Annotated in this window: 17 protein-coding genes; 6 read left to right on the plus strand and 11 right to left on the minus strand. The window is 51.0% G+C overall.

All coding sequences use genetic code 11. The features are described from left to right. Window positions 1-57: 57 nt before the first annotated feature. The 3 genes from trpA to menA all read right to left on the minus strand — a co-directional run bounded on the left by trpA (window position 58) and on the right by menA (window position 3,206). Window positions 58-828 carry a tryptophan synthase subunit alpha gene (trpA, locus tag ABWW03_RS00300; RefSeq protein ID WP_353405684.1) on the minus strand — a complete coding sequence of 257 codons (771 nt, stop codon included), beginning with the start codon at window positions 826-828 and terminating at the stop codon, window positions 58-60. Further along, window positions 818-2,068, minus strand: a complete 1,251-nt coding sequence (trpB, locus tag ABWW03_RS00305) for a tryptophan synthase subunit beta (RefSeq protein ID WP_353405685.1) — start codon at window positions 2,066-2,068, stop codon at window positions 818-820. The genes trpA and trpB overlap by 11 nt, the downstream gene beginning before the upstream one ends. Window positions 2,069-2,318: 250 nt before the next feature. Beyond that, on the minus strand, window positions 2,319-3,206 hold the full coding sequence (gene menA / locus ABWW03_RS00310; protein ID WP_353405686.1) for a 1,4-dihydroxy-2-naphthoate octaprenyltransferase: 888 nt from the start codon (window positions 3,204-3,206) through the stop codon (window positions 2,319-2,321). Window positions 3,207-3,252: 46 nt separating this feature from the next. Between menA and ABWW03_RS00315 the strand changes: the two genes are divergently transcribed. Together ABWW03_RS00315 and ABWW03_RS00320 are read left to right on the plus strand one after the other, a co-directional pair. Beyond that, window positions 3,253-4,131, plus strand: a complete 879-nt coding sequence (locus tag ABWW03_RS00315) for a bile acid:sodium symporter family protein (RefSeq protein WP_353405687.1) — start codon at window positions 3,253-3,255, stop codon at window positions 4,129-4,131. A 127-nt stretch (window positions 4,132-4,258) separates the two neighbouring features. After that, complete coding sequence (locus tag ABWW03_RS00320; protein ID WP_353405688.1) at window positions 4,259-6,436, plus strand: S46 family peptidase; 2,178 nt, start codon at window positions 4,259-4,261, stop codon at window positions 6,434-6,436. A gap of 106 nt (window positions 6,437-6,542) precedes the next feature. On the opposite strand, the gene alkB is transcribed toward ABWW03_RS00320, so the two are convergent. Together alkB and soxR are read right to left on the minus strand one after the other, a co-directional pair. Beyond that, window positions 6,543-7,193, minus strand: a complete 651-nt coding sequence (alkB, locus tag ABWW03_RS00325) for a DNA oxidative demethylase AlkB (protein ID WP_353405689.1) — start codon at window positions 7,191-7,193, stop codon at window positions 6,543-6,545. A gap of 8 nt (window positions 7,194-7,201) precedes the next feature. After that, window positions 7,202-7,648 (minus strand): redox-sensitive transcriptional activator SoxR, encoded by a 447-nt coding sequence (gene soxR, locus ABWW03_RS00330; protein WP_353405690.1) that lies wholly within the window; start codon window positions 7,646-7,648, stop codon window positions 7,202-7,204. Between the two features lie 197 nt (window positions 7,649-7,845). Here soxR and ABWW03_RS00335 point away from each other — a divergent pair, with 197 nt between their 5' ends. Then, window positions 7,846-8,427, plus strand: a complete 582-nt coding sequence (locus ABWW03_RS00335; protein WP_353405691.1) for a flavodoxin family protein — start codon at window positions 7,846-7,848, stop codon at window positions 8,425-8,427. A 79-nt stretch (window positions 8,428-8,506) separates the two neighbouring features. On the opposite strand, the gene ABWW03_RS00340 is transcribed toward ABWW03_RS00335, so the two are convergent. Together ABWW03_RS00340 and ABWW03_RS00345 are read right to left on the minus strand one after the other, a co-directional pair. Then, window positions 8,507-9,748, minus strand: coding sequence for a dihydrolipoamide acetyltransferase family protein (locus ABWW03_RS00340; protein WP_353405692.1), 1,242 nt, complete (start codon window positions 9,746-9,748; stop codon window positions 8,507-8,509). A 2-nt stretch (window positions 9,749-9,750) separates the two neighbouring features. Continuing rightward, window positions 9,751-11,868, minus strand: coding sequence for an alpha-ketoacid dehydrogenase subunit alpha/beta (locus tag ABWW03_RS00345; RefSeq protein ID WP_353405693.1), 2,118 nt, complete (start codon window positions 11,866-11,868; stop codon window positions 9,751-9,753). Between the two features lie 295 nt (window positions 11,869-12,163). Here ABWW03_RS00345 and ABWW03_RS00350 point away from each other — a divergent pair, with 295 nt between their 5' ends. Together ABWW03_RS00350 and ABWW03_RS00355 are read left to right on the plus strand one after the other, a co-directional pair. After that, the gene (locus ABWW03_RS00350) at window positions 12,164-12,625 is read left to right on the plus strand and encodes an Lrp/AsnC family transcriptional regulator (RefSeq protein WP_208020080.1); all 462 of its coding nucleotides are present in this window, start codon (window positions 12,164-12,166) and stop codon (window positions 12,623-12,625) included. 139 nt (window positions 12,626-12,764) lie between these two features. Further along, window positions 12,765-13,958 carry an amino acid aminotransferase gene (locus ABWW03_RS00355; protein ID WP_353405694.1) on the plus strand — a complete coding sequence of 398 codons (1,194 nt, stop codon included), beginning with the start codon at window positions 12,765-12,767 and terminating at the stop codon, window positions 13,956-13,958. A gap of 61 nt (window positions 13,959-14,019) precedes the next feature. Here ABWW03_RS00355 and metE read toward each other — a convergent pair whose 3' ends face one another. Continuing rightward, the gene (metE, locus tag ABWW03_RS00360) at window positions 14,020-16,332 is read right to left on the minus strand and encodes a 5-methyltetrahydropteroyltriglutamate--homocysteine S-methyltransferase (protein ID WP_353405695.1); all 2,313 of its coding nucleotides are present in this window, start codon (window positions 16,330-16,332) and stop codon (window positions 14,020-14,022) included. Between the two features lie 123 nt (window positions 16,333-16,455). Here metE and ABWW03_RS00365 point away from each other — a divergent pair, with 123 nt between their 5' ends. Beyond that, entirely contained in the window at window positions 16,456-17,364 is a 909-nt protein-coding gene (locus ABWW03_RS00365; protein WP_353405696.1) for a LysR family transcriptional regulator, read from the plus strand. Window positions 17,365-17,418: 54 nt separating this feature from the next. On the opposite strand, the gene ABWW03_RS00370 is transcribed toward ABWW03_RS00365, so the two are convergent. Genes ABWW03_RS00370 through ABWW03_RS00380 form a run of 3 tightly spaced genes read right to left on the minus strand, consistent with a single transcriptional unit; the run spans window position 17,419 to window position 22,176 of the window. Continuing rightward, window positions 17,419-18,843 (minus strand): aldehyde dehydrogenase family protein, encoded by a 1,425-nt coding sequence (locus ABWW03_RS00370; RefSeq protein ID WP_353405697.1) that lies wholly within the window; start codon window positions 18,841-18,843, stop codon window positions 17,419-17,421. 20 nt (window positions 18,844-18,863) lie between these two features. Next, window positions 18,864-20,573, minus strand: a complete 1,710-nt coding sequence (locus tag ABWW03_RS00375) for an AMP-binding protein (RefSeq protein WP_353405698.1) — start codon at window positions 20,571-20,573, stop codon at window positions 18,864-18,866. Then, window positions 20,563-22,176 carry an AMP-binding protein gene (locus tag ABWW03_RS00380; RefSeq protein ID WP_353405699.1) on the minus strand — a complete coding sequence of 538 codons (1,614 nt, stop codon included), beginning with the start codon at window positions 22,174-22,176 and terminating at the stop codon, window positions 20,563-20,565. The genes ABWW03_RS00375 and ABWW03_RS00380 overlap by 11 nt, the downstream gene beginning before the upstream one ends. Window positions 22,177-22,210 lie beyond the last annotated feature (34 nt).

Below are 22,210 nucleotides of genomic sequence, written 5' to 3' on the forward strand. Positions count from 1 at the left end.
TGTTGCAGGAAAAGCGCCCGCAATGGCAAGCCATTACAGGCGAGTTAGATCAAGAAATTACAACAACCCTAAACTGGCAAAGAAGGCTCGCAGGGCCTTTTCTTCACCCTGTTCCCAGGCTTTCAGCGCCGCAGTGCCAATGATTCCCATGTCGGCGTGTTTGGCCAGAAATTCCAAATCTTCTTTCGCTGCCACACCAAAGCCCACGCCAATCGGGACCGGAGACATTTCTCGGCACTTATCCAGAAACTCACCGACCTCGGTATCCATATCCGTTTTGCTGCCGGTGACACCACGACGAGCCACAACATAGACAAAGCCATCCGCCGCTTGAGCAATGGTTTGCAAGCGCTGCTCAGTGTTGGTGGGGGTCATCAAAACAATCGGGGCAATGTCTTGACTCTTAGCATAGTCATGCAGGGTCCGGGCCTCTTCCAATGGCAAATCTGGAACAATAAAACCGCAACCTCCAGCCGCTTTCAAGGCATCGACAAACGCTTCGTGGCCCATTTTAAATACGGTATTGTAGTAACCCATCATCAGCACTTTAAAATCAAAACGCTGACTGACTTTGGCCATAAACTCAAAGCACTGATCTACGGTCACACCGCTTTCTACAGCAATTTGATTCGCTTTCACAAACAAAGGACCATCGGCCGACGGTTCTGAGAATGGGAATTGCAGCTCTACAAAATCCACCCCTGCTTCCGCCATGATCTCGAGTTCTTTCAGATTGGCTTCAAACGACGGGTAGCCACATACCACATGAGTCATCAGCAGCAAGTCTTTGTGTTGCTTGCGGCTAGCAATGTATTCATTAAGCGCCATAGTGCTCGGCCTTTGTTTTAATAAATGATTTCCAGTGATCGTCATCCAGTGCATCCGCGACGGTGAAAATATCTTTATCACCACGACCAGACTGGTTAATCAGGATCACTTCATCCTTACTCATTTTGGGCGCTTCTTCGATCGCGCGAGCAAAGGCATGGGAGCTCTCCAAAGCGGGAATCAAACCTTCGGTTCTCATACACAACTTCAGAGCTTCGGTGACTTCAGCATCGGTCACAGCCTCGAAGCGTACGCGCGCCTGTTCCCACAAATGCACCAGCGCTGGATTGACACCGATGTAATCCAGACCAGCAGCGACCGATTTGGTATGCAGCATATTGCCGTCTTTGTTTTGCAGGAAGTATGTTTTAAAGCCCTGTGCAACACCCACACTGGCATCTTTGTATGCCAATCGTGAGGCGTGATTGCCTTCACCCGGCCCCAGACCTCCCGCTTCACAGGCAACCAACTCAACCGATGAATCATCCAGAAAACCCTGGAACAAGCCCATTGCATTGGACCCTCCGCCGACACAAGCAAAAACCCGGTCAGGCAGTTTGCCGGCGATTGTTTGAATCTGTCCGCGCGCTTCGCGACCAATAATCGACTGGAAATAGCTCACCATTTCAGGGAAAGGGTGTGGCCCAGCCGCCGTACCCAACACGTAGTGGGTATCGTGCATATTGGTTACCCAATCTCGCAGGCATTCGTTAATGGCGTCTTTCAGGGTTTGCTGGCCATCCTGCACCGCCACCACATCAGCACCGAGATTTTCCATCCAGAACACATTTGGACGCTGGCGGGCAACATCAACGGCCCCCATATAAATCTTGCAGTCAAAACCAAAACGCGCTGCCATAGTGGCTGTCGCAAAGCCGTGTTGACCTGCACCGGTTTCGGCGATGACTCGACGTTTCCCAAGGCGCTTACACAACAGGCCCTGCCCCATGACATTGTTGATTTTATGGGAACCCGTATGGTTGAGATCTTCTCGTTTCACATAAATCTGGGCACCACCGAGCTTGGCCGACAGATTGGCCAGGTGGCTGACCGGCGTCGGACGGCCGGAATAGCTTTGCATCAACTGCTCGAATTCTTGCCAGAAGCTCGGGTCGTGCTTGATATCCTGAAAAGCCGCTTTCAGCTCTTCAATCGTAGTGGTCAAAATTTCGGGCAGAAAACAACCGCCGTACTCCCCATAGTAGCCTTCACGGCCGGGTTCGAAATCGAATAAATCCATAGTGCTATTACTATCGTTAATGGTTGCTATCGTGCAGGCAGGGTTCACCAGCGGCAAAGCTCCACCGCAGCTGGGGGCCATATCAGAAATGAAAAGGGCCGCTGTGCTGGGACTTCCAGCGGGGTACCTGGCGCAAAACAGGCCACATTATGGTTTTTTGCAGCGGTTGATTCAAGGGCAGAGGCCGTTTGACAAGCTTCTGCTCTGTTCTGGGAGACATTCCTCGTGCAATTAACGTTTGACCCGGACGTCAATCCAGCAGCAAATCCAGGCTGAGTGTCACGCTGTAGAGCATCATCAGCAGAGCTGTCTGTCCAAGCTGTCGGTTCAAACCGGAGCCCTCGCGCCGATGGATGAGCCAGGCGAGCAAGGCCGTTAGCGGGAACAAAATATAACTGAAACGCGCCGGCTGATGCAGGCTCAACACCGCCGCCTGAAGTGCCAGCAACAATAGGGCACTGTACAGAAATTTACTGCCGCGCTCGCCAAGCACCCCAGCCAATGTGTGTTTGCCAGCAATCTGGTCACTGGCGATATCTCGAGTATTGTTCACCAACATCACGGCCGCAGCCAATAACCCCATCGCCAATGCCGGCCAGATCAGCACAACGTTCAAATAGGCCAATTGCGCATAAAAGCCTCCCAGAACCGCAACTGGACCAAAAACCAGCAACACGGTTACCTCACCCAGGGCATTGTGGGACAAGGGCGCAGGCCCTGCGCTGTAGGCCATGACAGCCACAACACACAACAAGCCCAGCCAAGATAGGTACACATGACTATGCCACAGCAAAAGCAAACCGGTTAAAATGCCCAAACTGAGGAATATCAGGTATGCCCGGTGGATTATTTCGGGGGATAATGGGCTTTGTTTAGAGAAGCGCTTGGGGCCTAATCGATTGGCGCCATCGACCCCGGAGAGAAAATCATAGTAATCGTTCGCCAGGTTAACGGCGATTTGCAGGCACACAGCACAGGCAAGAATCAGAGCCGCCAGGCCGGGGCTAAAGAGGCCTTGTCCACGCTGACCGCTTTGGCAGATCTCCTGCAAGACCAGCACTTGGCCAAGCAGTATTGGAGCAATGGATATCAACAAGGTTTTGGCTCGTATGGCAGCCAGCCAACATTGTAGTTGCATAGAAGTCGGATAAAGTCATTCGAATAATCGTGGCAGGAGCCTGTACTTGGACGCGCTTACCGTAAATAAAATCGTCTTGCCTATTATGCTGGCAAGCATGATGCTCACCATGGGCTTGTCCCTGCAAAGGGTCAATTTCCTCAATTTGCTGCGACAGCCAAAAGCACTCGCTCTGGGCATTACACTGCAGCTCATCATTTTACCGCTATTAGCCTGGTTGATCATTCTTGTCTTTCAACTGCCCACTGAGCTGGCCGCAGGTTTATTGCTGATCAGCCTGGCACCCGGTGGAGCATCCTCGAACGCGATCAGTTTTTTGGCCGACGGCGACGTTGCACTGTCAATCGCCCTAACGCTGGTCAGCTCTCTGGTGGTGCCTTTTCTCCTGCCTATTGTGCTGCTCTGGCACTACAGCTTTTTGGGTATGGCTGCTGAGCCATTCCATATTCCGGTGTTGCCCACGATCACCCAGCTCTGCTTGGTCTCTCTGTTTCCTATCGCTTTGGGTATGTTATTGCAGTACCGCTTCACTTCGTTGTTTCTGCCTCTGCAAAAACAACTTCAGCGTATCACCGCTGTCATTATGGTGGTACTGATTGCATTAATGGCCTGGACCAATCGAACAGCCCTGATAGACGTCGCCGAAACCGCCAGTTTTCTATTGCTCTGCCTCTGTGTTTTAGCCTATAACTGCGGCATGCTCCTCGGTCGCGTATGCGGATTGAACGACCAGCAGCAACGTACATTAGGTATCGAAACCGGAATCCAGAATGCTGGCATTGCCATGATGGTCGCCGCTACCCTGATGGATCGCCCCTCTCTTGCCATGATCGCTGTCTTCTATGGCATCGGCATGAACCTTCCTGCACTTGTCATCATTGCCCAAGTGCGCTGGCGCAGATTGGCCGCCTACAAGACGAGCTAAAGGTCAATATGAAAATGGAGGGTTCTACCTTTCATATTACTCGTCTAAACCTATGCTTGACCGATTCGGTTTTGAAATGTAGCCAGCTATGGTACTTTCTGCGTCGACTAATTTGAGGACTATTAGAATGAAAAAAATGACTTTGGCTTCTGCCCTGGCGGTCGCCAGCCTGGGCTTTGGTGCACAAAGCTACGCCAATGAAGGCATGTGGCAGCCCCATCAGCTACCTCAGTTGAAAAAAGAACTTAAACGCATGGGGTTGAAGATCCCAGTTAAACAAATTTCCACTCTTACCGGCTTCCCAATGAATGCCATTATCAGCCTGGGTGGTTGTACGGCCTCCTTTGTGTCTCCGGAAGGCTTGGCAGTGACCAACCACCACTGTGCCTACGGCAGTATCCAGTACAACTCCAGCGCCGATAACAATTTGCTCGCCAATGGTTTCCTGGCCAAAACCAAGGACGCCGAGCTGAAAGCGGCACCAGGCTCACGCATCTACATCACCGAATCCCTGGATAATGTAAGCGATAAGATTCTGGGCAATTTAGACGCCGAGCTTGATGGCAGCGAACGCTACCAAGCAATCGAAGATAAAGAAAAAGCGATGGTCGCCGAGTGTGAAAAAGACGAAGGTTATCGCTGCGAAATATACAGCTTTCACGGTGGCCTCGAATATTACCTGATCAAACAGCTGGCGGTGCGCGACGTACGATTGGTCTACGCGCCACCCGCCAGTATTGGTAAATTCGGCGGCGACACCGATAACTGGATGTGGCCGCGCCATACTGGCGACTGGGCCTTTTATCGCGCCTACGTTGGCAAAGATGGCAAGCCAGCCGACTACAGTGAAGACAACGTTCCGTACCAGCCTAAAAGTCATCTGAAGGTGTCTGGAAAAGGTGTAAAAGATGGCGACTTTATTATGGCCGCCGGTTATCCAGGTCGTACTAATCGCTATCGCACCTCAGAGGAAGTACTGAACAATTTCACTTGGGCTTATCCGACCGCAAAAGGTTACCGCGAGCAATACATCGACGTGATCAAGTCGGTTGCTCCGGATGGCAGCGATGCCCGCATCAAATATGAAAGCACCATCGCTGGTCTGGCGAACTACGCCAAGAACTATGGTTCGATGATCAAGAGCTACAACAAAGGCGATATGCTGGAGCGCAAACAATCGCTGGAAAGTAAACTCCAGGCCTGGATTGACGCCGATGCCTCGCGTAAGGATCAATACGGCGCAGCCATTGCCGAACTGCAACGCCTGATTAAGGAAGGCCAGGAAGGTCAGGAGCACGATCTACTGTACGCCTATATCAAACGTACCAACATGATCCCGGCGGCTCAGCGCTTACTGCGCTTGGCCCATGAAAAGCAAAAAGCCGATGCCAAACGCGAACCTGGCTACCAGGATCGTGATATGACCCGCTTTACCCAGCGCATGGAGCGCATTGATCGTCGTTACGACGCCAAAGTAGATGCCGCGGTATTGCTGCACTTCTTGGAAAAGTACGCAGCGCTCCCTCAAGAGCAACGGATTCCCGCGATGGATAAAGCTTTTGGCCTGAGCGACGGTTTTAATGAAAACAGTGTCGCCTTGATTTTGAAAGGCATGCACGAAAAAACGGCTTTGGGTGACAAACAGTCTCGCTTGGATTGGATGAAGAAATCCGTTGCGGACTTCGAGTCCAGTGACGATCCTTTCATCAAGTTAGCCGTGGCCTTGTACGATCATGAAATGGCCGAAGAAAAGAAAGAGAAGGCCCGCATCGGTGAACTGCAACAAGCTCGTCCAGCCTACATGGCTGCGATCATTGCCTACAATGAAAGCTTGAACAAGCCGATTTATGCCGACGCCAACAGTTCTTTGCGCGTAACCTTTGGTAAGGTCAAGGGCTACAGTCCTCAGGACGGTTTGGTCGCCAAGCCATTTACCACACTGGAAGGTCTGGCTGCTAAGTACGTAAAAGGCGACGACGAGTTTGATTCGCCACAGAAGCAACTCGATGCCATCGCCAAGAAAGATTACGGTCGCTACAAGCAAAAATGGCTGGGCTCCGTTCCAGTAAACTTCCTGGGCACCCTGGACATCACCGGTGGTAACTCCGGCTCTCCAACGCTGAATGGCCGCGCAGAACTGGTTGGCCTGCTGTTTGACGGGGTTTATGAAAGCATCATCGGTGACTGGGATTACGACGACAATCTCAACCGTTCAATCTCTGTAGACTCTCGCTACATGCTGTGGGTCATGGAAAAAGTCGATGGTGCCGACAATCTGATTGAAGAAATGGATGTGGTGTATTAATCACCGCCGTCCGGTGCATTGATCCACTGCACCCACTTCATCAAAAAAGGGCAGCTTGCTGCCCTTTTTTATTGGCGAAAGAATTCACGCGGTAAAACCACTTGATTCAATAAATCTGCCGAAACGTAATATTGATTCGCTGGCGTCCAAGCAATGAATGCTCCCGATCTTTCACGGTTTGAACACCGTGAAAACAGAAACGGGAGGCGCCGCCCCAAACCACGACATCCCCATGCTGCAGAATGAGCTTCTGACAAGAATCCTCTCGCCGTAAACCACCGAACAAGAAAGTGGCACTCATTCCCAGTGAGACGGAGACAATCGGTGCGGCACGATTATTTTCATCTTTATCCTGATGCAAAGACATTTTGCTTCCCGGCCGATACTGATTGATCAAACAGGCCTGGGGCTGAAAACGGCGATACCCTGCTTCACTCGCCGCCCGTTGCGCCAAATTTAAAAACACTTCCGGCATCGCGGGCCAAGCTTGGCCGCTGCGCGGATCAAGCGCCTGATAACGATAACCTTTGCGGTCACTCACCCATCCCAAATGCCCGCAATTGGTCATCGCCACCGACATCGTGTGCCCGCCCGGGGTTTGCAAATACCGATAGGGGGCTTGCTCTACAATGGGGGTCAATGCATCGAGTAGCTCATGGGCCTCGTTCAGCGCAAAACCCGGCAAGCAAACGGCTCCCTCAGCAATTATCTGCCGTTGTCGATTGTCATCATTGAGTTGATCAAACAGATCGGCCATGCCCCACCCTATTCACCTTCCAGGAAAACAGCGCCACTGTGATCCTGTCCCACGATATCTTCTGGATTCCTAAGTGGACAGGCTTTCAGACTCAGACAACCACAGCCAATGCACTCACCCAGTTCATCTCGCAATTGATTTAATTGTCGAATACGCTCGTCCAGCTCTTGGCGCCAATGCCGCGACAAACGCGCCCAATCCTGTTTGTTGGGGGTTCGCTGGTCAGGCAATGTCGACATCGCCTCCTGAATGCCCTGCAAACTGATGCCGATACGCTGTGCAGACTTGATCACCGCGACTCTTCTCAACACGTCTTTATTATAGCGACGCTGGTTGCCAGCGTTGCGCCAACTGCTGATCAGACTCTTACTCTCATAGAAATGCAAGGTGGACACCGCCACCCCGCTTCGCTTGGCAACATTGCCCACAGAGAGCCCCTCCTGTTCTTTTGCCATGTTCATCACCTTATCGTATCGGACAAATTATCAATACAAGCCTTGGAAAAGGCTCAAATCCTATCCATCCCTGATTTTGTGATTTATAGCAAAAAAAAGTATTGACCTCAAGCTAACTTGAGGTTTTATAGTCTCCGCCGACGTAACGAAATACAGAAAACATTCGCATGGGAAGCACGCACACAGGAGGCATAATCATGCACGTAAGTAAGTTGATAGACCGCTCTAAAAAAACCATTGCTATTTTGTCCAGCTCACGTCGCAACGGTAACACCGCCAAGTTTTTGGAATTGCTGCAAGATTACTGGCCCATGGATTTTGTTTACCTGGAAGACCATGACATCCAACCATACGATTACCACTACCGCCAGCAAGACGATGACTTTCATCCCGTTATGCAGCGAGTATTGGCTTATGAACACATTATTTTTGCGTCCCCGATTTACTGGTACTCCGTACCACCGGCAATGAAAGCGTTCCTGGATCGCATCAGTGATTATATGTCTTTGGAGAATTTGAAGGACGATGGCCGCAGACTCAGAGATAAAAAAGCCTATGTGCTCACGACCTCTTGCAACAATGAGGCCTCAAAGACCTTCATCAATATGTTTCGGGACACCTTCTCTCATTTGGGCATGGACTATCAGGGGTTTATTCACGCGAATTGCAAGGAGGGTTTTATTGCGCAGCGCGAACGTGCCCAGTGTGAAGAATTTGCTCTTCGCGATAAGAGAATCTGGCGACAAATCAAAAACAGCCTGCAAGCTTGCGCTTTTTGACAGCAACCAGGATGAATTGTCGTGACATAAAAGCATGGTTTCTCACTCAGCATTTTGAAGAAACCATGCCTATTAAGCCTTACAAGGTTACGCCACCCCAATGTTCAATCTCGCTGACAAACGCTGACAACCAAGCGTTAGTTTGATGGGCATCGACCGCGCGATGATCAATGCTTAGAGACACATAGCATTTCGGGCGAATGCGCATTTCATCGCGACCATCGACATCCACCACTTCGACACGCTTCTCCATTTTGCCAATCCCCAAAATTGCCACCTGCGGCTGATTAATGATGATCGGGGCGGCCATCAAGCTTCCACTGACACCGTGATTAGAAATGGTAAAAGTTCCACCTTTCATGTCGAAGGGCGTCAGCTTGTTATCGCGAGCTCTTTGCGTTTGATCGTCCAGGGCCTGAGCAATACCAAACAAGTCCAGTGCCTGCACATTTTTTACAACGGGTACGACTAAACCTTTATCACCCAGAGCGGTTCCAACACCAATATTAATGGATTGGAAGATCTCCAAGGCATCTTCATGGAACTGAGCATTCATATCTGGCACAGCCGCCATCGCTTTGGCACTGGCCGCCAGGAAGTAAGCGGTAAACGTCAGCTTGACGCCCTTGTCTGCAAATTCCTGTTTGTGCCACTTTCGATGTTCAATGATATTACTCATATCCATTTCAAACACAGAGGTGACGTGAGGTGCTTTTTCCAGCAGGCTTTCCACCATATGCTTAGCAATCGCTTTACGCATGTTGCTGTGGGGCACCATACGACTGTTCATATCGCCCATGGCAACGGCTGTACTAACGGTGCTAGAACTGACGCTTTTTTCCGCCTGCCCAGAAGCGATATAAGACAGCACATCTTCACGGGTAATACGGCCACCGCGGCCACTGCCCTGCATCCGTTCAATATCGAGATTGTGCTCGGCCACCAGCTTGCGAACCGCAGGTCCCATAAGGTGGCGGCAGGACTGGTCACTCGCCTCTCTCACCTCAGACGTGCTCGTCTGGGGCAGCTCAACTGATTTTGATTCATTGGCCGGGGGAATCTCGGCCACTGCGGCACCGGCCTCAGTGCTGATCAGAGCCATGACGGAATCTGGCTCGACTTTATCGCCTGACTGAAATTTCTGTGCTTGCAAAGTCCCGGAACAAGGAGCAACAACTTCAATGGCCACTTTATCGGTTTCCAATTCAACCACTGGCTCACCTTCCTGAACCGCATCACCGACATTAAACAACCACTGGCTCAAGGTAGCCTCGGTTCCCTCAAGCTGCTCTGCGGTCAATTTCAATTCTTGTACACTCATGATCACAGCTCCAATAAATCCGTCATTTCACGAACAATATCGTCCACACCGGGTACAGCCGCTTCCAACAAATGAATATTGTGAGGGCTCGGAATATCGGGCATCGTCAAGCGGCGCAATGGCGCATCCAGGTCAAAGAAACATTCATCACTTAATGTCGCTGCAATTTCAGCACCAAAGCCAGCGGTCTTATTGTCTTCATGTACAATCAAACAGCGGGCGGTTTTTCGGACCGAGGCCAGGACGGCTTCTTTATCCCACGGTTGAATACTGCGTAAATCAATCACATCAATCGCGTCTTTTTCGGGATTGATTTGTTCAGCTGCCAACTCACAGCGCTCAACCATGGCGCCCCAACTGACGACGGTCAGGCGCGAACCTGTGCGCAGAGTTTTGGCCTTCCCAAAAGGCACCACAAAATCATCGCCCGGGTAGGGGCGACGCGCCCAGCTATTATCAATCAAGGCACGGTGTTCAAAGAAAATGGTAGGGTTGTTGCTGCGCAATGCCGAGCGCAATAGGCCTACGGCATCTTCGGCATTGGAAGGCATCACCAATTGCCAACCCACTTTATGCGCCCATTCCACTTCATCCGACATGGAGTGCCAAGGGTCGCCACGGCGAGCAAAACCGCCCGGCACTCGAACGACCATAGGCGCTGCAAATTTGTTGGCCGTGCGCCAACGCATAATGCCTGTGTCAGTCAACTGCTCAGCTGCCGGCTCTGCGTATTTGCGAAACTGAATTTCAGGAACCGGCATCAATCCACTTAATGCCATACCCACAGAGCGGCCGATAATGCCTTCTTCAGAAAGACTGGTGTCAAACACGCGTTGCTGTCCGTATTTTTGATGCAAACCTAAAGTGGCACCGTGCACCCCACCTTTCGGCCCCACATCCTCACCGAAAACCAACACTTTGGGGTTGCTCTGCATTTCAACATCCAATGTTTGGCGAATGGCCGCCAACATATTCAAGCGACGACCTTCTGGTTTAGGCTCTGTGTTGCCCTGTGGAAAGGCATGATTTTGCGTCGCCAGCCCACCGCGAGTTTGCACAATCGGCTGACCCGCCTCATCTTCTTCACTGTACACAAAACGGGTAATGGCTGAAGGGTCAGGCTGAGGTCGATGCATGGCTTCGTCGATGGCATGACGCACTTTGGCTTCGGCACGCTCTTCAATTTGTGACCAATGGGTTTCGCTCACCAAACCATTGTCGAGCATAAACTGTTTTAATTTGGGCAAAGGATCTTGTGCCTGCTCTGCTTCGATCATTTCCGCCGGCTTATAGGTTTGGGTATCCTGAAAAGTGTGGCCACAAAGACGAGGCACCTTCAATCTCAGCAAACAACAGCCCTTGCCTGAACGCACATAGTCGACCGCTTCTTTGATTTTGCACGCCGCTTCCAGAGGGTCAGTGCCATCACCATCAACAATATGCAATTGTTTATACGCCGCCAGGTTAGCCACCTGATCACCACCGGGGGTCTGAACCTCCTGAGGCACGGAGATGCCATAGCCGTTGTCTTCAATGTAAAACAAATGGGGCAGATTATTGGTGGTGGAAATATTCAGAGCGGCCCAGAAGCCACTGGTCGACATAGACGAATCGCCGCCCATGGAAACCCCCATCGCGCCGCGGTAGCGGGTATCGTTCAATTCGTCTCGGTGATAGACAATGGACTGCGCCCAACCACTGATGGGTGAAAACTGAGAGCCCACACCGCCACACATCGGGAACAAGGTTGTCCCGGTAGATTCACCATTGCGCATATTGGGGTAATTGCACACCACACCGATGTCGCGACCATCGCTGTAACCACCGGAACGGGCCAAGGGTCCCGCCACGGCTTCCACAAAATCCAACCCCAATGACAAGACAAAGGGACGCGAGCGGTAGTAACCCGTTGCTCCATCGTGTTGGTGATTGAGCAAGCTGCCCAATAAAACCTGTGCTAGGTCGTGGCCACGCGCAGAAAACTGATTAAAAACCAGCTTCTGGGGCACCAGCTCCTGTTCTTCAATGGTATCTATGGCTCGGGACGCCAGAACAATATGGGCAATATGGGGCCAATCAAACGCTTGAATGGCCTGGGTGGAATCGGCTGTATCAGTCATCGTCACTTCACGTAGTCATTATGGTTGCACCGCCGGTTGGCAGTGGCGAAGAGCAGTGCTCAAATCGCTTTTTCAGTAGCGAATACTGTAGCTTTTGACGCCCGAAATGTGATTGCGTTTATTGCCTGGAGCCAGCCCACAATGGAAACCAATTGCCAAAAGAGCCTACAATTAGGAAACCATATTGCTTTGTTATCGTGAATTATTAACTATATGATATGTAAACGATTCAGCTGTGGCGCAAATCATGCCCTGCGGCCGCCCATGACAACGACAATAAAACACGAGGCCAATGATGGATAAATACGACGCGCAAATACTGCACGAGCTGCAGACCGAGGGGCGCCTTTCCAACCGGGATTTGGCCGAACGCATTGCCCTGTCCCCCGCCCCCTGCTGGCGGCGGGTAAAACGCCTGGAAGACGAAGGCTATATCCGAGGCTATAGCGCCCAGGTCAATCACAAGAAAATCGGCCTGCAGATTATTGCGTTCGTCGAAGTCAGCCTGAACATCCATCATCCGGAAACCATTCAGAACTTCCTGACCATGATTGCCAATGAGCCTGGTATTCTCGAGTGTCATTCCGTAACCGGGCAATGCGACTATCTGTTGAAGATTGTGTCGAAAGACATGGAAAGTTATGAGACCTTTGTCTCGACTCAATTACTGACCGCACCCGGAATCCGTTCGGTCAATACCCTGATTTCAATGCGTCAGAACAAATTGACCAGTGAATTGCCTGTCGCCTTGGATTAGTCCGAAATAGTTTACGGTCATCCCTTGCCCTGCCGTAAGGGTTGACTACAATGAATGCCTTTTCAATCGCTCAGCGGAACGAAGGAAAAAGCCATAGCACACTTGGGGCGACGGCCCCTCATTTAACTTGGAAACTATCATGTTTGAGCAGCTCAACATTATCCCCCAGGACCCCATCCTCAGCCTGATGATGGAGTTCCAAAATGACAATAACCCCAACAAAGTCGATCTCGGTGTTGGCGTATACAAAACACCAACCGGCGAGACCCCGGTACTGGCCAGCGTCAAAACCGCTGAGGAATATCGCTGGCGCAATGAAGCCACCAAATCCTATATTGGTGGGCCAGGCAACGTCGACTTTAATCGCTTGATGCGCGAACTGGCTCTTGGCAAAGATCACAAAGTTCTGGCCGAGCAACGCGTTGCGTCCATCCAGGCTCCCGGAGGTTGTGGGTCTCTGCGCTTGGGCGCTGAGCTGATCAATCGAGTGAAACCCGGCAACAAGATCTGGATGAGTAATCCTACTTGGGCCAACCACGTTCCTCTGTTTGGCGAGGCCGGTTTGACGATCGCCGAATACCCTTACTACGATCGCGAAAATTGCGCAGTGCGTTTTGCCGACATGTGCCAGACCCTGGAACAGGAAGCGCAAGCGGGCGATGTTGTTTTGCTGCACGCCTGTTGCCATAACCCCTGCGGAGCGGATCTGAGTCCTGAGCAATGGCAGACCATGGCCGAACTGTGCAAAAACAAAGGTCTGGTGCCATTTTTGGATATGGCCTATCAAGGTTTCGGCTCCGGATTGATTGAAGACACCATCGGCGTGCGCACAATGGCCGACACCGTTGACGAAATGTTCCTAGCCATTTCCTGCTCGAAAAACTTTGGCCTCTATCGCGAGCGCATTGGTTTATTGATGGCGATTACCAAAGACCGCCACGCCGCCGATGCGGTCAGCAGCCAGCTCATCAACCTGGCTCGTGGCATTTGGTCCATGCCTCCCGCCCACGGTGCTGCCTTGGTTGCCACCATCCTGGGGTCCGATGAGTTGACTACCCAGTGGGAAGCAGAAGTTAAGGAAATGCGCGATCGTATCAATGGCTTACGTAGCCAGGCCGTGAGTAAACTGAACGCCGCTTGCAATGGTGTTGATTTCAGCTTCATCGAGAAAGAGTTTGGTATGTTCTCCTTCCTTGGAATCAACCCAGAGCAGGTTGCCAGACTGAAAAACGAATACGGCATTTACATGGTGAGCTCTTCACGTATTAGTGTGTCCGGATTAAACGAAAGCAATTTGGATTATTTCGCAAAATCGGTTGCCAGCGTTCTGTAATACGAAAACGGGGTCAGAGTAGACACTCTGACCCCGGCTATTGCCACAGCCTGTTAAATTTTCAGGCGAATTGTTCTCTCAATTTCTTGGTCGCTTCCACCATATTTTTCAGTGCTGGCCACACTTCTTCTTGCTTGCGGGTTTTAAGTCCGCAATCTGGATTGACCCACAATTGTTGTATATCGATCGTTTTATTTGCCGCTTTCAATAACGTCTCAATACTGTGCGGGCTCGGAATATTCGGGCTGTGGATATCGTAAACACCCGGACCAATATCATTTGGATAATCAAACTGCTCAAAAGCCGCTAACAGTTCATTGTCCGAGCGCGAATTTTCAATCGTAATGACATCAGCGTCCATCGCCGCAATATGTTCGATGATATCGTTAAACTCGGAATAACACATATGAGTGTGGATCTGCGTAGTATCTTCAACACCATTCGCCGCCAACTTGAAGTTATTCACGGCCCAATTAAGATATCCTGACCAGGCGCTGCGCTTCAATGGCAAACCTTCGCGCAGGGCTGCTTCATCAATCTGAATCACCTTGATGCCTGCCGCTTCCAAGTCCAGCACCTCATCACGTATGGCCAACGCGATTTGTGCGCAGGTCTCTTTCAACGGCTGATCATCACGAACAAACGACCAATTCAGAATCGTTACCGGTCCGGTTAACATCCCTTTTACCGGTTTCTGGCTACACGATTGAGCAAATGCGGCCCACTCTACGGTCATCGCTTCAGGTCGTTGCACATCGCCGTAAATGATCGGGGGTTTTACACAGCGTGATCCATACGACTGGACCCAGGCAAAACGCGTAAAAGCAAAGCCATCCAGCTGCTCCCCGAAGTATTCCACCATGTCATTACGCTCGGCCTCACCGTGCACCAAAACATCGAGGCCGAGCGCTTCCTGCTGCTCAATACACTGGGCGATTTCATCACGCATCAGTTGTTTATACTGTTGTTCATTCAAACTACCAAGTTTGAATTCTCTGCGCGCTTTACGGATGTCAGCGGTTTGCGGAAAAGAACCAATGGTTGTGGTGGGAAGCAAGGGCAGATCAAGTTGCGCGCGCTGCTGCTTCTGGCGCTCGGCAAACACCGACTGGCGCCGATACATATCCGAATGCAAATTGTTCAAGCGCTGTCGAACTTCAGAATGCTGACGATCTTTAAACGCTTGCCATTCCTGAAGAGCGACACGAGAAGCTTGCAATTCTTGTGCTACAGACTCTTCGCCCTCATTGACCGCTCGCGACAACACAGACAACTCCGCGAGCTTTTGTCGGGCAAAAGCGAGCACCGAACGAATGTCACAGCCCTTACCGATCGCCTCTTCTTCCACCTCGAGGTCTACTGGGACGTGCAACAGTGAACAACTTGGTGCCAACCACAAGCGATCACCCAAACGCTGATGCAGAGGTTGGATGATTTCCAGACAGCGGTCGAGATCAGCACGCCAGATATTGCGCCCATTGATAATGCCCAGCGAAAGAACTTTATGTGAAGGCAGCCAATCCGCCACAATCTTTGCTTCTTTTTCCGCCGCGACGGCATCAATATGCAAACCCTGTACAGGCAAATCACAAGCCAGGCGCACATTATCACCCAAGGATGAAAAGTAATTCGCCAAGAGCAGTTTCACACCCATGTTATTCAGCTTGTGATAACTCAGGTTTAAGGCGTGTCGCCAATCGGCATTGAGTTCCAGTGACAATACCGGCTCATCAATCTGAACCCACTCGATACCTTTTTCAGCAAATGCATGCAGTAACGATTTATAGGCCTCGATAACATCCGGCAGCAAATCCAGCGGCGAAAAATCCTGCTTGCTCTTGGCTAAATACAAATAACTGACCGGACCAATCAACACAGGCTTAGCCCTGTTCGCGGCATACCCTTGCGATTCAAATTCTTCCAGCGCCGATAGCCAATGTTGCGGGTTGGCTGCAAACTGGGTGTCCTGACCAACTTCCGGGACAATGTAGTGATAGTTGCTGTCGAACCACTTGGTCATCTCAGCAGCTTGGGTACACCCGCAATCCGACACCGAACGTCCGCGCGCCGTTTTAAAATAAGCATTGAGAAACGCCTCACCTTCCACCGCCAGAGTCGACGGGTCAGCGTCCACCCGAGGGGGAATATTGCCCAAGGCAAAACTCATATCCAGCACTTGATCGTAGAGAGAAAAATCACCAATGGTGACCAGATCCAAATCTCGCTGCTGCTGCCACATCCAGCTTCGCATCTGTTGGGCTTTTTCCATTAATTCTGAAGCACTCGAATGGCCGGCCCAATAGGCCTCGAGGGCAAATTTCAATTCGCGCTTAGCGCCGATACGTGGAAAACCCAAACTGTGGATGCGTGCCATGTTTTACTCCTGGCTATAGTCTTCCCCTAAGCGGGGTAATGAATAGAGGCGGGTATTGTAGGAGTCGAAAAGCGTGAATAATATTGATATATTTAACCAAACCAATGAATATTACTCATAAAAATGATAGAACGACTGCATCTTGAGATCGTCCATGCCATCTCGGAACACAAAACCCTGACCCGTGCCGCCGAGCATTTATGCCTCACCCAATCGGCTCTCAGCCATTCCATCAAGAAGCTGGAGAATCGGCTGGGCACAGCCCTTTGGGTGAAAGAAGGTCGAGGTTTACGGCTGAGCCCGGCGGGAGAACGATTGCTGAAACTGAGCCAACGCATACTGCCCCAGCTCAGCCATTGTGAAGACGAGCTGATGGAATTTGCCGAGGGACGACGCGGACAGCTGCGCATCGGAATGGAATGCCACCCCTGTTATCAATGGCTGCTGCGCACCGTATCGCCCTTTTTACAACAATGGCCCGATGTCGATGTCGACGTAAAGCAGCGTTTTCAGTTTGGTGGCCTGGGCGCCATTCTGCACCATGACATCGACCTGCTCATTACGCCGGACCCCATTCAACACCGTGCTTTAGACTATATGGCGGTCTTTGATTATGAGCTGGTCTTAGTGGTCAACGACGAACACCCACTGGCTGAACAAAACTGGATTCGCGCAGAACAATTGAGTAATGAAACCTTAATTACCTACCCAGTAGACAAAGATCGTTTGGATATTTTCAGCCAGTTTCTGGCGCCCGCCCAACAGGCGGTAAAGAAGCACCAGAGCATCGAAACCACAGACATCATGCTGCAGATGGTTGCCGCAGGACGGGGCGTTACGGCCTTACCGGCCTGGTTGTTGGAGCAATATCAAAACACCCTGCCTTTGCAATCTTGCAAACTCGGCAAGCAAGGCATTCACAAACATATTTATTTGGCGCATCGAAAAGAAGACGAAGAAATTGACTACCTAAAAGGCTTTATCCAACAGGCCAAAAACACCACCGCGGATATTGTAAAAATCAGGCAATGAGCTGCCAAATAGGAAACCGAGTATGCACTCGGCTCCCCAATCTTTACGGACCGTTTAGTGAACTGGATTGGAATAGGCTTTACTGATGTTCACCACCTTCATCGCGGTGAACTCATGGAAACCTTCCTCACCCCATTCCACACCCAAGCCGGATTCCTTAGCCGGTGCAAACGGAATATGCGGACCGAAAGCGCAGTGCTGATTAATCCACACGGTACCCGAGTCGATTCGGCTCGCCACGTCACGCGCCCGATCCAAATTACTGGACCACACCGAGCCGCCCAAACCATAATCGGAATGGTTGGCTCGCTCGATGACGTCATCCAAGTCCTGATACCGCACAATGGGCAGTATGGGACCGAACGGCTCTTCATCCACCACCGCGGTGCCATCTTCGATGTCTCGCACAACGGTTAAAGGAACAATAAAACCTGGAGCATCAGGCACGTCGCCACCGGCAATGATTCGACCGTTGGCTTTTGCATTGTCGATGTACGAGCAGACCTTATCGAACTGCATGCGATTCTGTACTGGACCGAACTGAACACCTTCATCCAAACCGTTGCCGACTACCGCTGCACTGGCAAGCTTTCCGATCTCTTCGCACAATTCATCGTAAATCGAGTCGTGTACATAGAGGCGTTTCAATGCAATACACACCTGACCGGAATTCAAAAAAGCGGCACCGAAAATACCTTCCGCCACTTGTTTGGGGTCAACATCGTCCAGAACAATAGCCGCGTCGTTCCCGCCCAATTCCAGAGTTAAACGTTTGAGCGTGCCGGCCGCACTGGCCATGATTTTCTTACCGGTTGGCGTTGACCCCGTGAAGGAGACTTTCGCGATGCCTGGATGGCTGCTGATTGCCGGGCCAAGGTCATTATTATCACACAGAATATTCACCACACCCGGCGGGAAAATGTCCGCAATCAGTTCCGCCAACGTCAAGCTGCTGAGTGGTGTTGTTGGCGCTGGCTTGATAATAATACTGTTGCCCGCCATCACCGCTGGGGCGATTTTATACAGACTGATTAACAGGGGAAAGTTCCAGGGACAGATGCCAGCAACGACCCCCAGGGGTTCACGCAACACTTCAATGCGACCGTTGTCATCGTCACTGAGCACCCTGCTTTCTATTTCGCAATCCGCAAAGTGATTGGCGAAAATCTGCGAAAACATCACTTCGTCGCGAGCCTGCGCGAGAGGCTTACCTTGTTCCAGAGTCAGAATACGTGCAAATTTCTCAGCGTTTTCTTCTACCGCTGCGGTCAACTTTTTGAGATAACTGCCACGTTCTGAAAAACTCAACTTGCGCCAGGAAAGATAAGCTTTATGGGCCGATTCAACCGCCTGATTCAACATGACTTCATCCGCCACCGGACATTGCGCCACCACGCTTTCGTCAGCGGGATTGACGACATCAATTGAAGCCACCCCTTCGCGTAATTCACCATCGATCAGCATTTTATACTGGGTCATTATTTTTCCTCGCTTGTTGTCTATGAGGCGATTCGCTCTACCATCATTTCCCGCATCTTAAATTTCTGAATCTTTCCGGTGACGGTCATCGGAAATTCGTCCACAAACTCGATAAACTTGGGCACTTTGAAATGAGTAATTTTGTCTTTGCAGTACCCGCGTAATGCATCAGCACTGAGGTCTTGATCAGCTTTGAGCTGAACCCAGGCACAAACCTGCTCGCCATATTTTTCATCAGGAATACCAAACACCTGAACATCCTGAATAGCCGGATGCGTAAACAGAAACTCTTCAACTTCTCGGGGGTAAACATTTTCACCGCCACGAATGATCATATCTTTCAAACGCCCGACCACTTGCACAAAGCCCTCGGTATCCATTACGCCGAGATCTCCAGAATGCAACCAACCTTCGGCATCGATGGTTTCCGCTGTACGTTCGGGCTCGCCCCAATATCCCTTCATGACGGAATAGCCTCGAGTACAGATTTCCCCGCGTTCACCAATGGGAACAACGCCGCCTTGCTCATCACAAATTTTCACTTCCAGACGCGGCCCAGGGCGCCCTACGGTTTCCACCCGCTTTATCAACGGATCATCAACGGCCGTCATATGATTCACCGGACTGAGCTCTGTTTGACCATAAGCGATCAACACTTTGTCCATATGCATTCGGGCAATAACCTGCTTCATGATTTCAGCCGGGCAAGGCGCTCCTGCCATAATGCCCGTGCGCAAACTGCTCAGGTCAAAGCGATTGAATTCCGGGTGATCCAACTGGGCGATAAACATGGTCGGCACACCATGCAAAGCGGTGCAGGATTCCTCTGCAACAGCCTGCAATGTCGTCAAGGGATCAAAGGCTTCATCAGGAAAGACCGCAGCACTGCCGTGACTAATGCAGGCGAGGTTTCCCATCACCATGCCAAAACAATGATACAGAGGCACGGGAATACAAAGGCGATCACGCTCGTCCAGCTGCATACCATCACCCACGACTTTGCCATTATTTAAAATATTGTGATGACTCAGCGTGGCCCCTTTAGGATTACCGGTGGTCCCACTGGTGAACTGAATATTGATCGCATCATGGCAATCCAGTGTGGATTGTACGGAACGAACGTGCTCCTGATGATTATCGCCAGCCAGATTCATTAACTCAGAAAAGTTCAGCATCCCTGCCGAAGAAGCATCGCCCATCCGAACCACCCATTTTAAGTCAGGCAGTTTCCTGGACGTCAAAGCCTGAGTGGGCAAGGGACTTCCATCACAACAAGGAGAATGATCTTTCAACTCTGGCATCAACTCATTGAGCATGTCCAGGTAGTGACTCGTTTTAAACGATTCTGCAGAGATGATGACCTTACAAGCCACTTTGTTTAGGGCGTACTCCAGTTCAAACAAACGATACGCCGGATTGATGCATACCATAATTGCGCCGATTTTGGCGGTGGCAAACTGAGTAAGGCACCACTCCACCCGATTCGGCGACCAGATACCGACGCGATCTCCGGGCTGAATACCCAGCGCCAATAAACCAGCAGCCAAACGTTCGACCTGCTGCTGATACTCTCGATAAGTCCAGCGTATGTTTTGGTGCCTGACGACTAAAGCCAGAGAATCGGGAAATTGCTCTGCCGCCTGGTCAAAGGCATCAGGAATCGTCACATCCAATAATGACACCGTATCCGGGCCGTTCAGTTGTGATTGCGTTAGAGGATTAACCGGCATTGGCCCACTCCTTCTCTCGCAGTTCAACCCGGCGTATCTTTCCACTGACCGTTTTCGGAAGCTGTTCGACGAACTCAATCTTGCGGGGATATTTGTAAGGGGCCGTTACTGACTTCACATGTTGTTGCAGCTGTTGCTTCAAGTCATCCCCAGCCTCGACACCATCGGCCAGAACAATAAAAGCCTTGACCACTTCACCACGTTCTGGATCTGGACTGGAAGTCACAGCCGATTCAATAACCGCCGCGTGTTCCAACAGCGCACTTTCGACTTCAAACGGACCAATGCGATACCCTGATGATAAAATGACATCATCGGCGCGAGACACGAACCAGAAATAACCGTCGTCGTCTACCGTGGCCCGATCTCCCGTGATGTACCAACCATTACGAAAACAGGCGGCGGTTTTTTCAGGCAGTCCTTTGTATTCTTTAAACAACCCCAAAGGTGGCATTGGGCTGACATTCACGGCGATATAGCCTTCCTGATGAGACGGCAAACGATTCCCCTCTTCATCAATGACAGCCAGATCAATACCCGGAATGGGTTTGCCCATGGAACCAGGTTTGGGAGACATTTGTGGTGTATTGCCACAGAGAATCACCGATTCTGTTTGGCCATAGCCATCGCGAATAGTAATGCCTGTCGCGCGCTTCCAAACATCGATCACTTCCGCGTTCAGCGGTTCACCAGCCCCCACACAATGACGCAAGCTACCAAAATCAACATTGCTCAGATCACATTGCACAAACATGCGATACACCGTCGGTGCCGCACAAAAGGTCGTGATGTTGTAACGCGAAAACATCGCCAGGCTCTGTTCTGGATTAAACCCCTGAGCGTGATGTACAAAAATTGCCGCGCCTCGCAACCAAGGTGCAAAGTAACTGCTCCAGGCGGCTTTGGCCCAACCGGTATCGCTCAGATTCCAATGAAGATCATTGTCTCCGAGGTCCAACCAGTATTTTCCGGTTGTTGTATGCGCCTTGGCATAAATGTGATTGTGAATACACATTTTGGGGTAGCCGGTTGTGCCCGAAGTGAAATAACACAAGGCGTCTTCACCTGACTCCGTATTTTCGGCGGGGAAATCTGCCTGCGCATCACGAATCAAGTCATGGTAATCAAGCAAACCTTCGCTCTGATGTTCACCCACAGTGATGATGTGCTTCAATTGAGGACTGACGCTTTTCAAGGCCTGTAATTTTTCAGCCTGCCCGGATTCTGCGATCAGACAACTGGCACCGGTGGCCTCCAATCGATAAGCAATATCTTTTTCCGACAACTGAGTGGTCCCCGGCGATGCCACCAGCCCCATGCGTAAACAAGCCGTCATGGTGTACCACCACTCCAACTGACGCCCCATAAGGATGATGACGGTATCACCGCGTTTTACCCCCTGAGCTTGCAGCGCTGACGCCAGGCGTTGAGATTCCTCACTGAGCTTTGAAAAGCTGACCGTTTCTTCCTGCCCCTTATCGTCTACCCAAACAATGGCGGTTTTATCCGCTTGCTCTGCCGCAAACTTATCGACCACTTCACGCGCAAAATTGTAGTGGGTGGCTGTGGCATTTTGATCTTTCTGCATCGTTCTTATACTCATTTAAAAACCCCGCCTTACGACGGGGAAACACACA

It is taken from the genome of Pseudoteredinibacter isoporae (assembly GCF_040372805.1).
Taxonomy (GTDB): Bacteria; Pseudomonadota; Gammaproteobacteria; order Pseudomonadales; family Cellvibrionaceae; genus Pseudoteredinibacter; species Pseudoteredinibacter isoporae_A.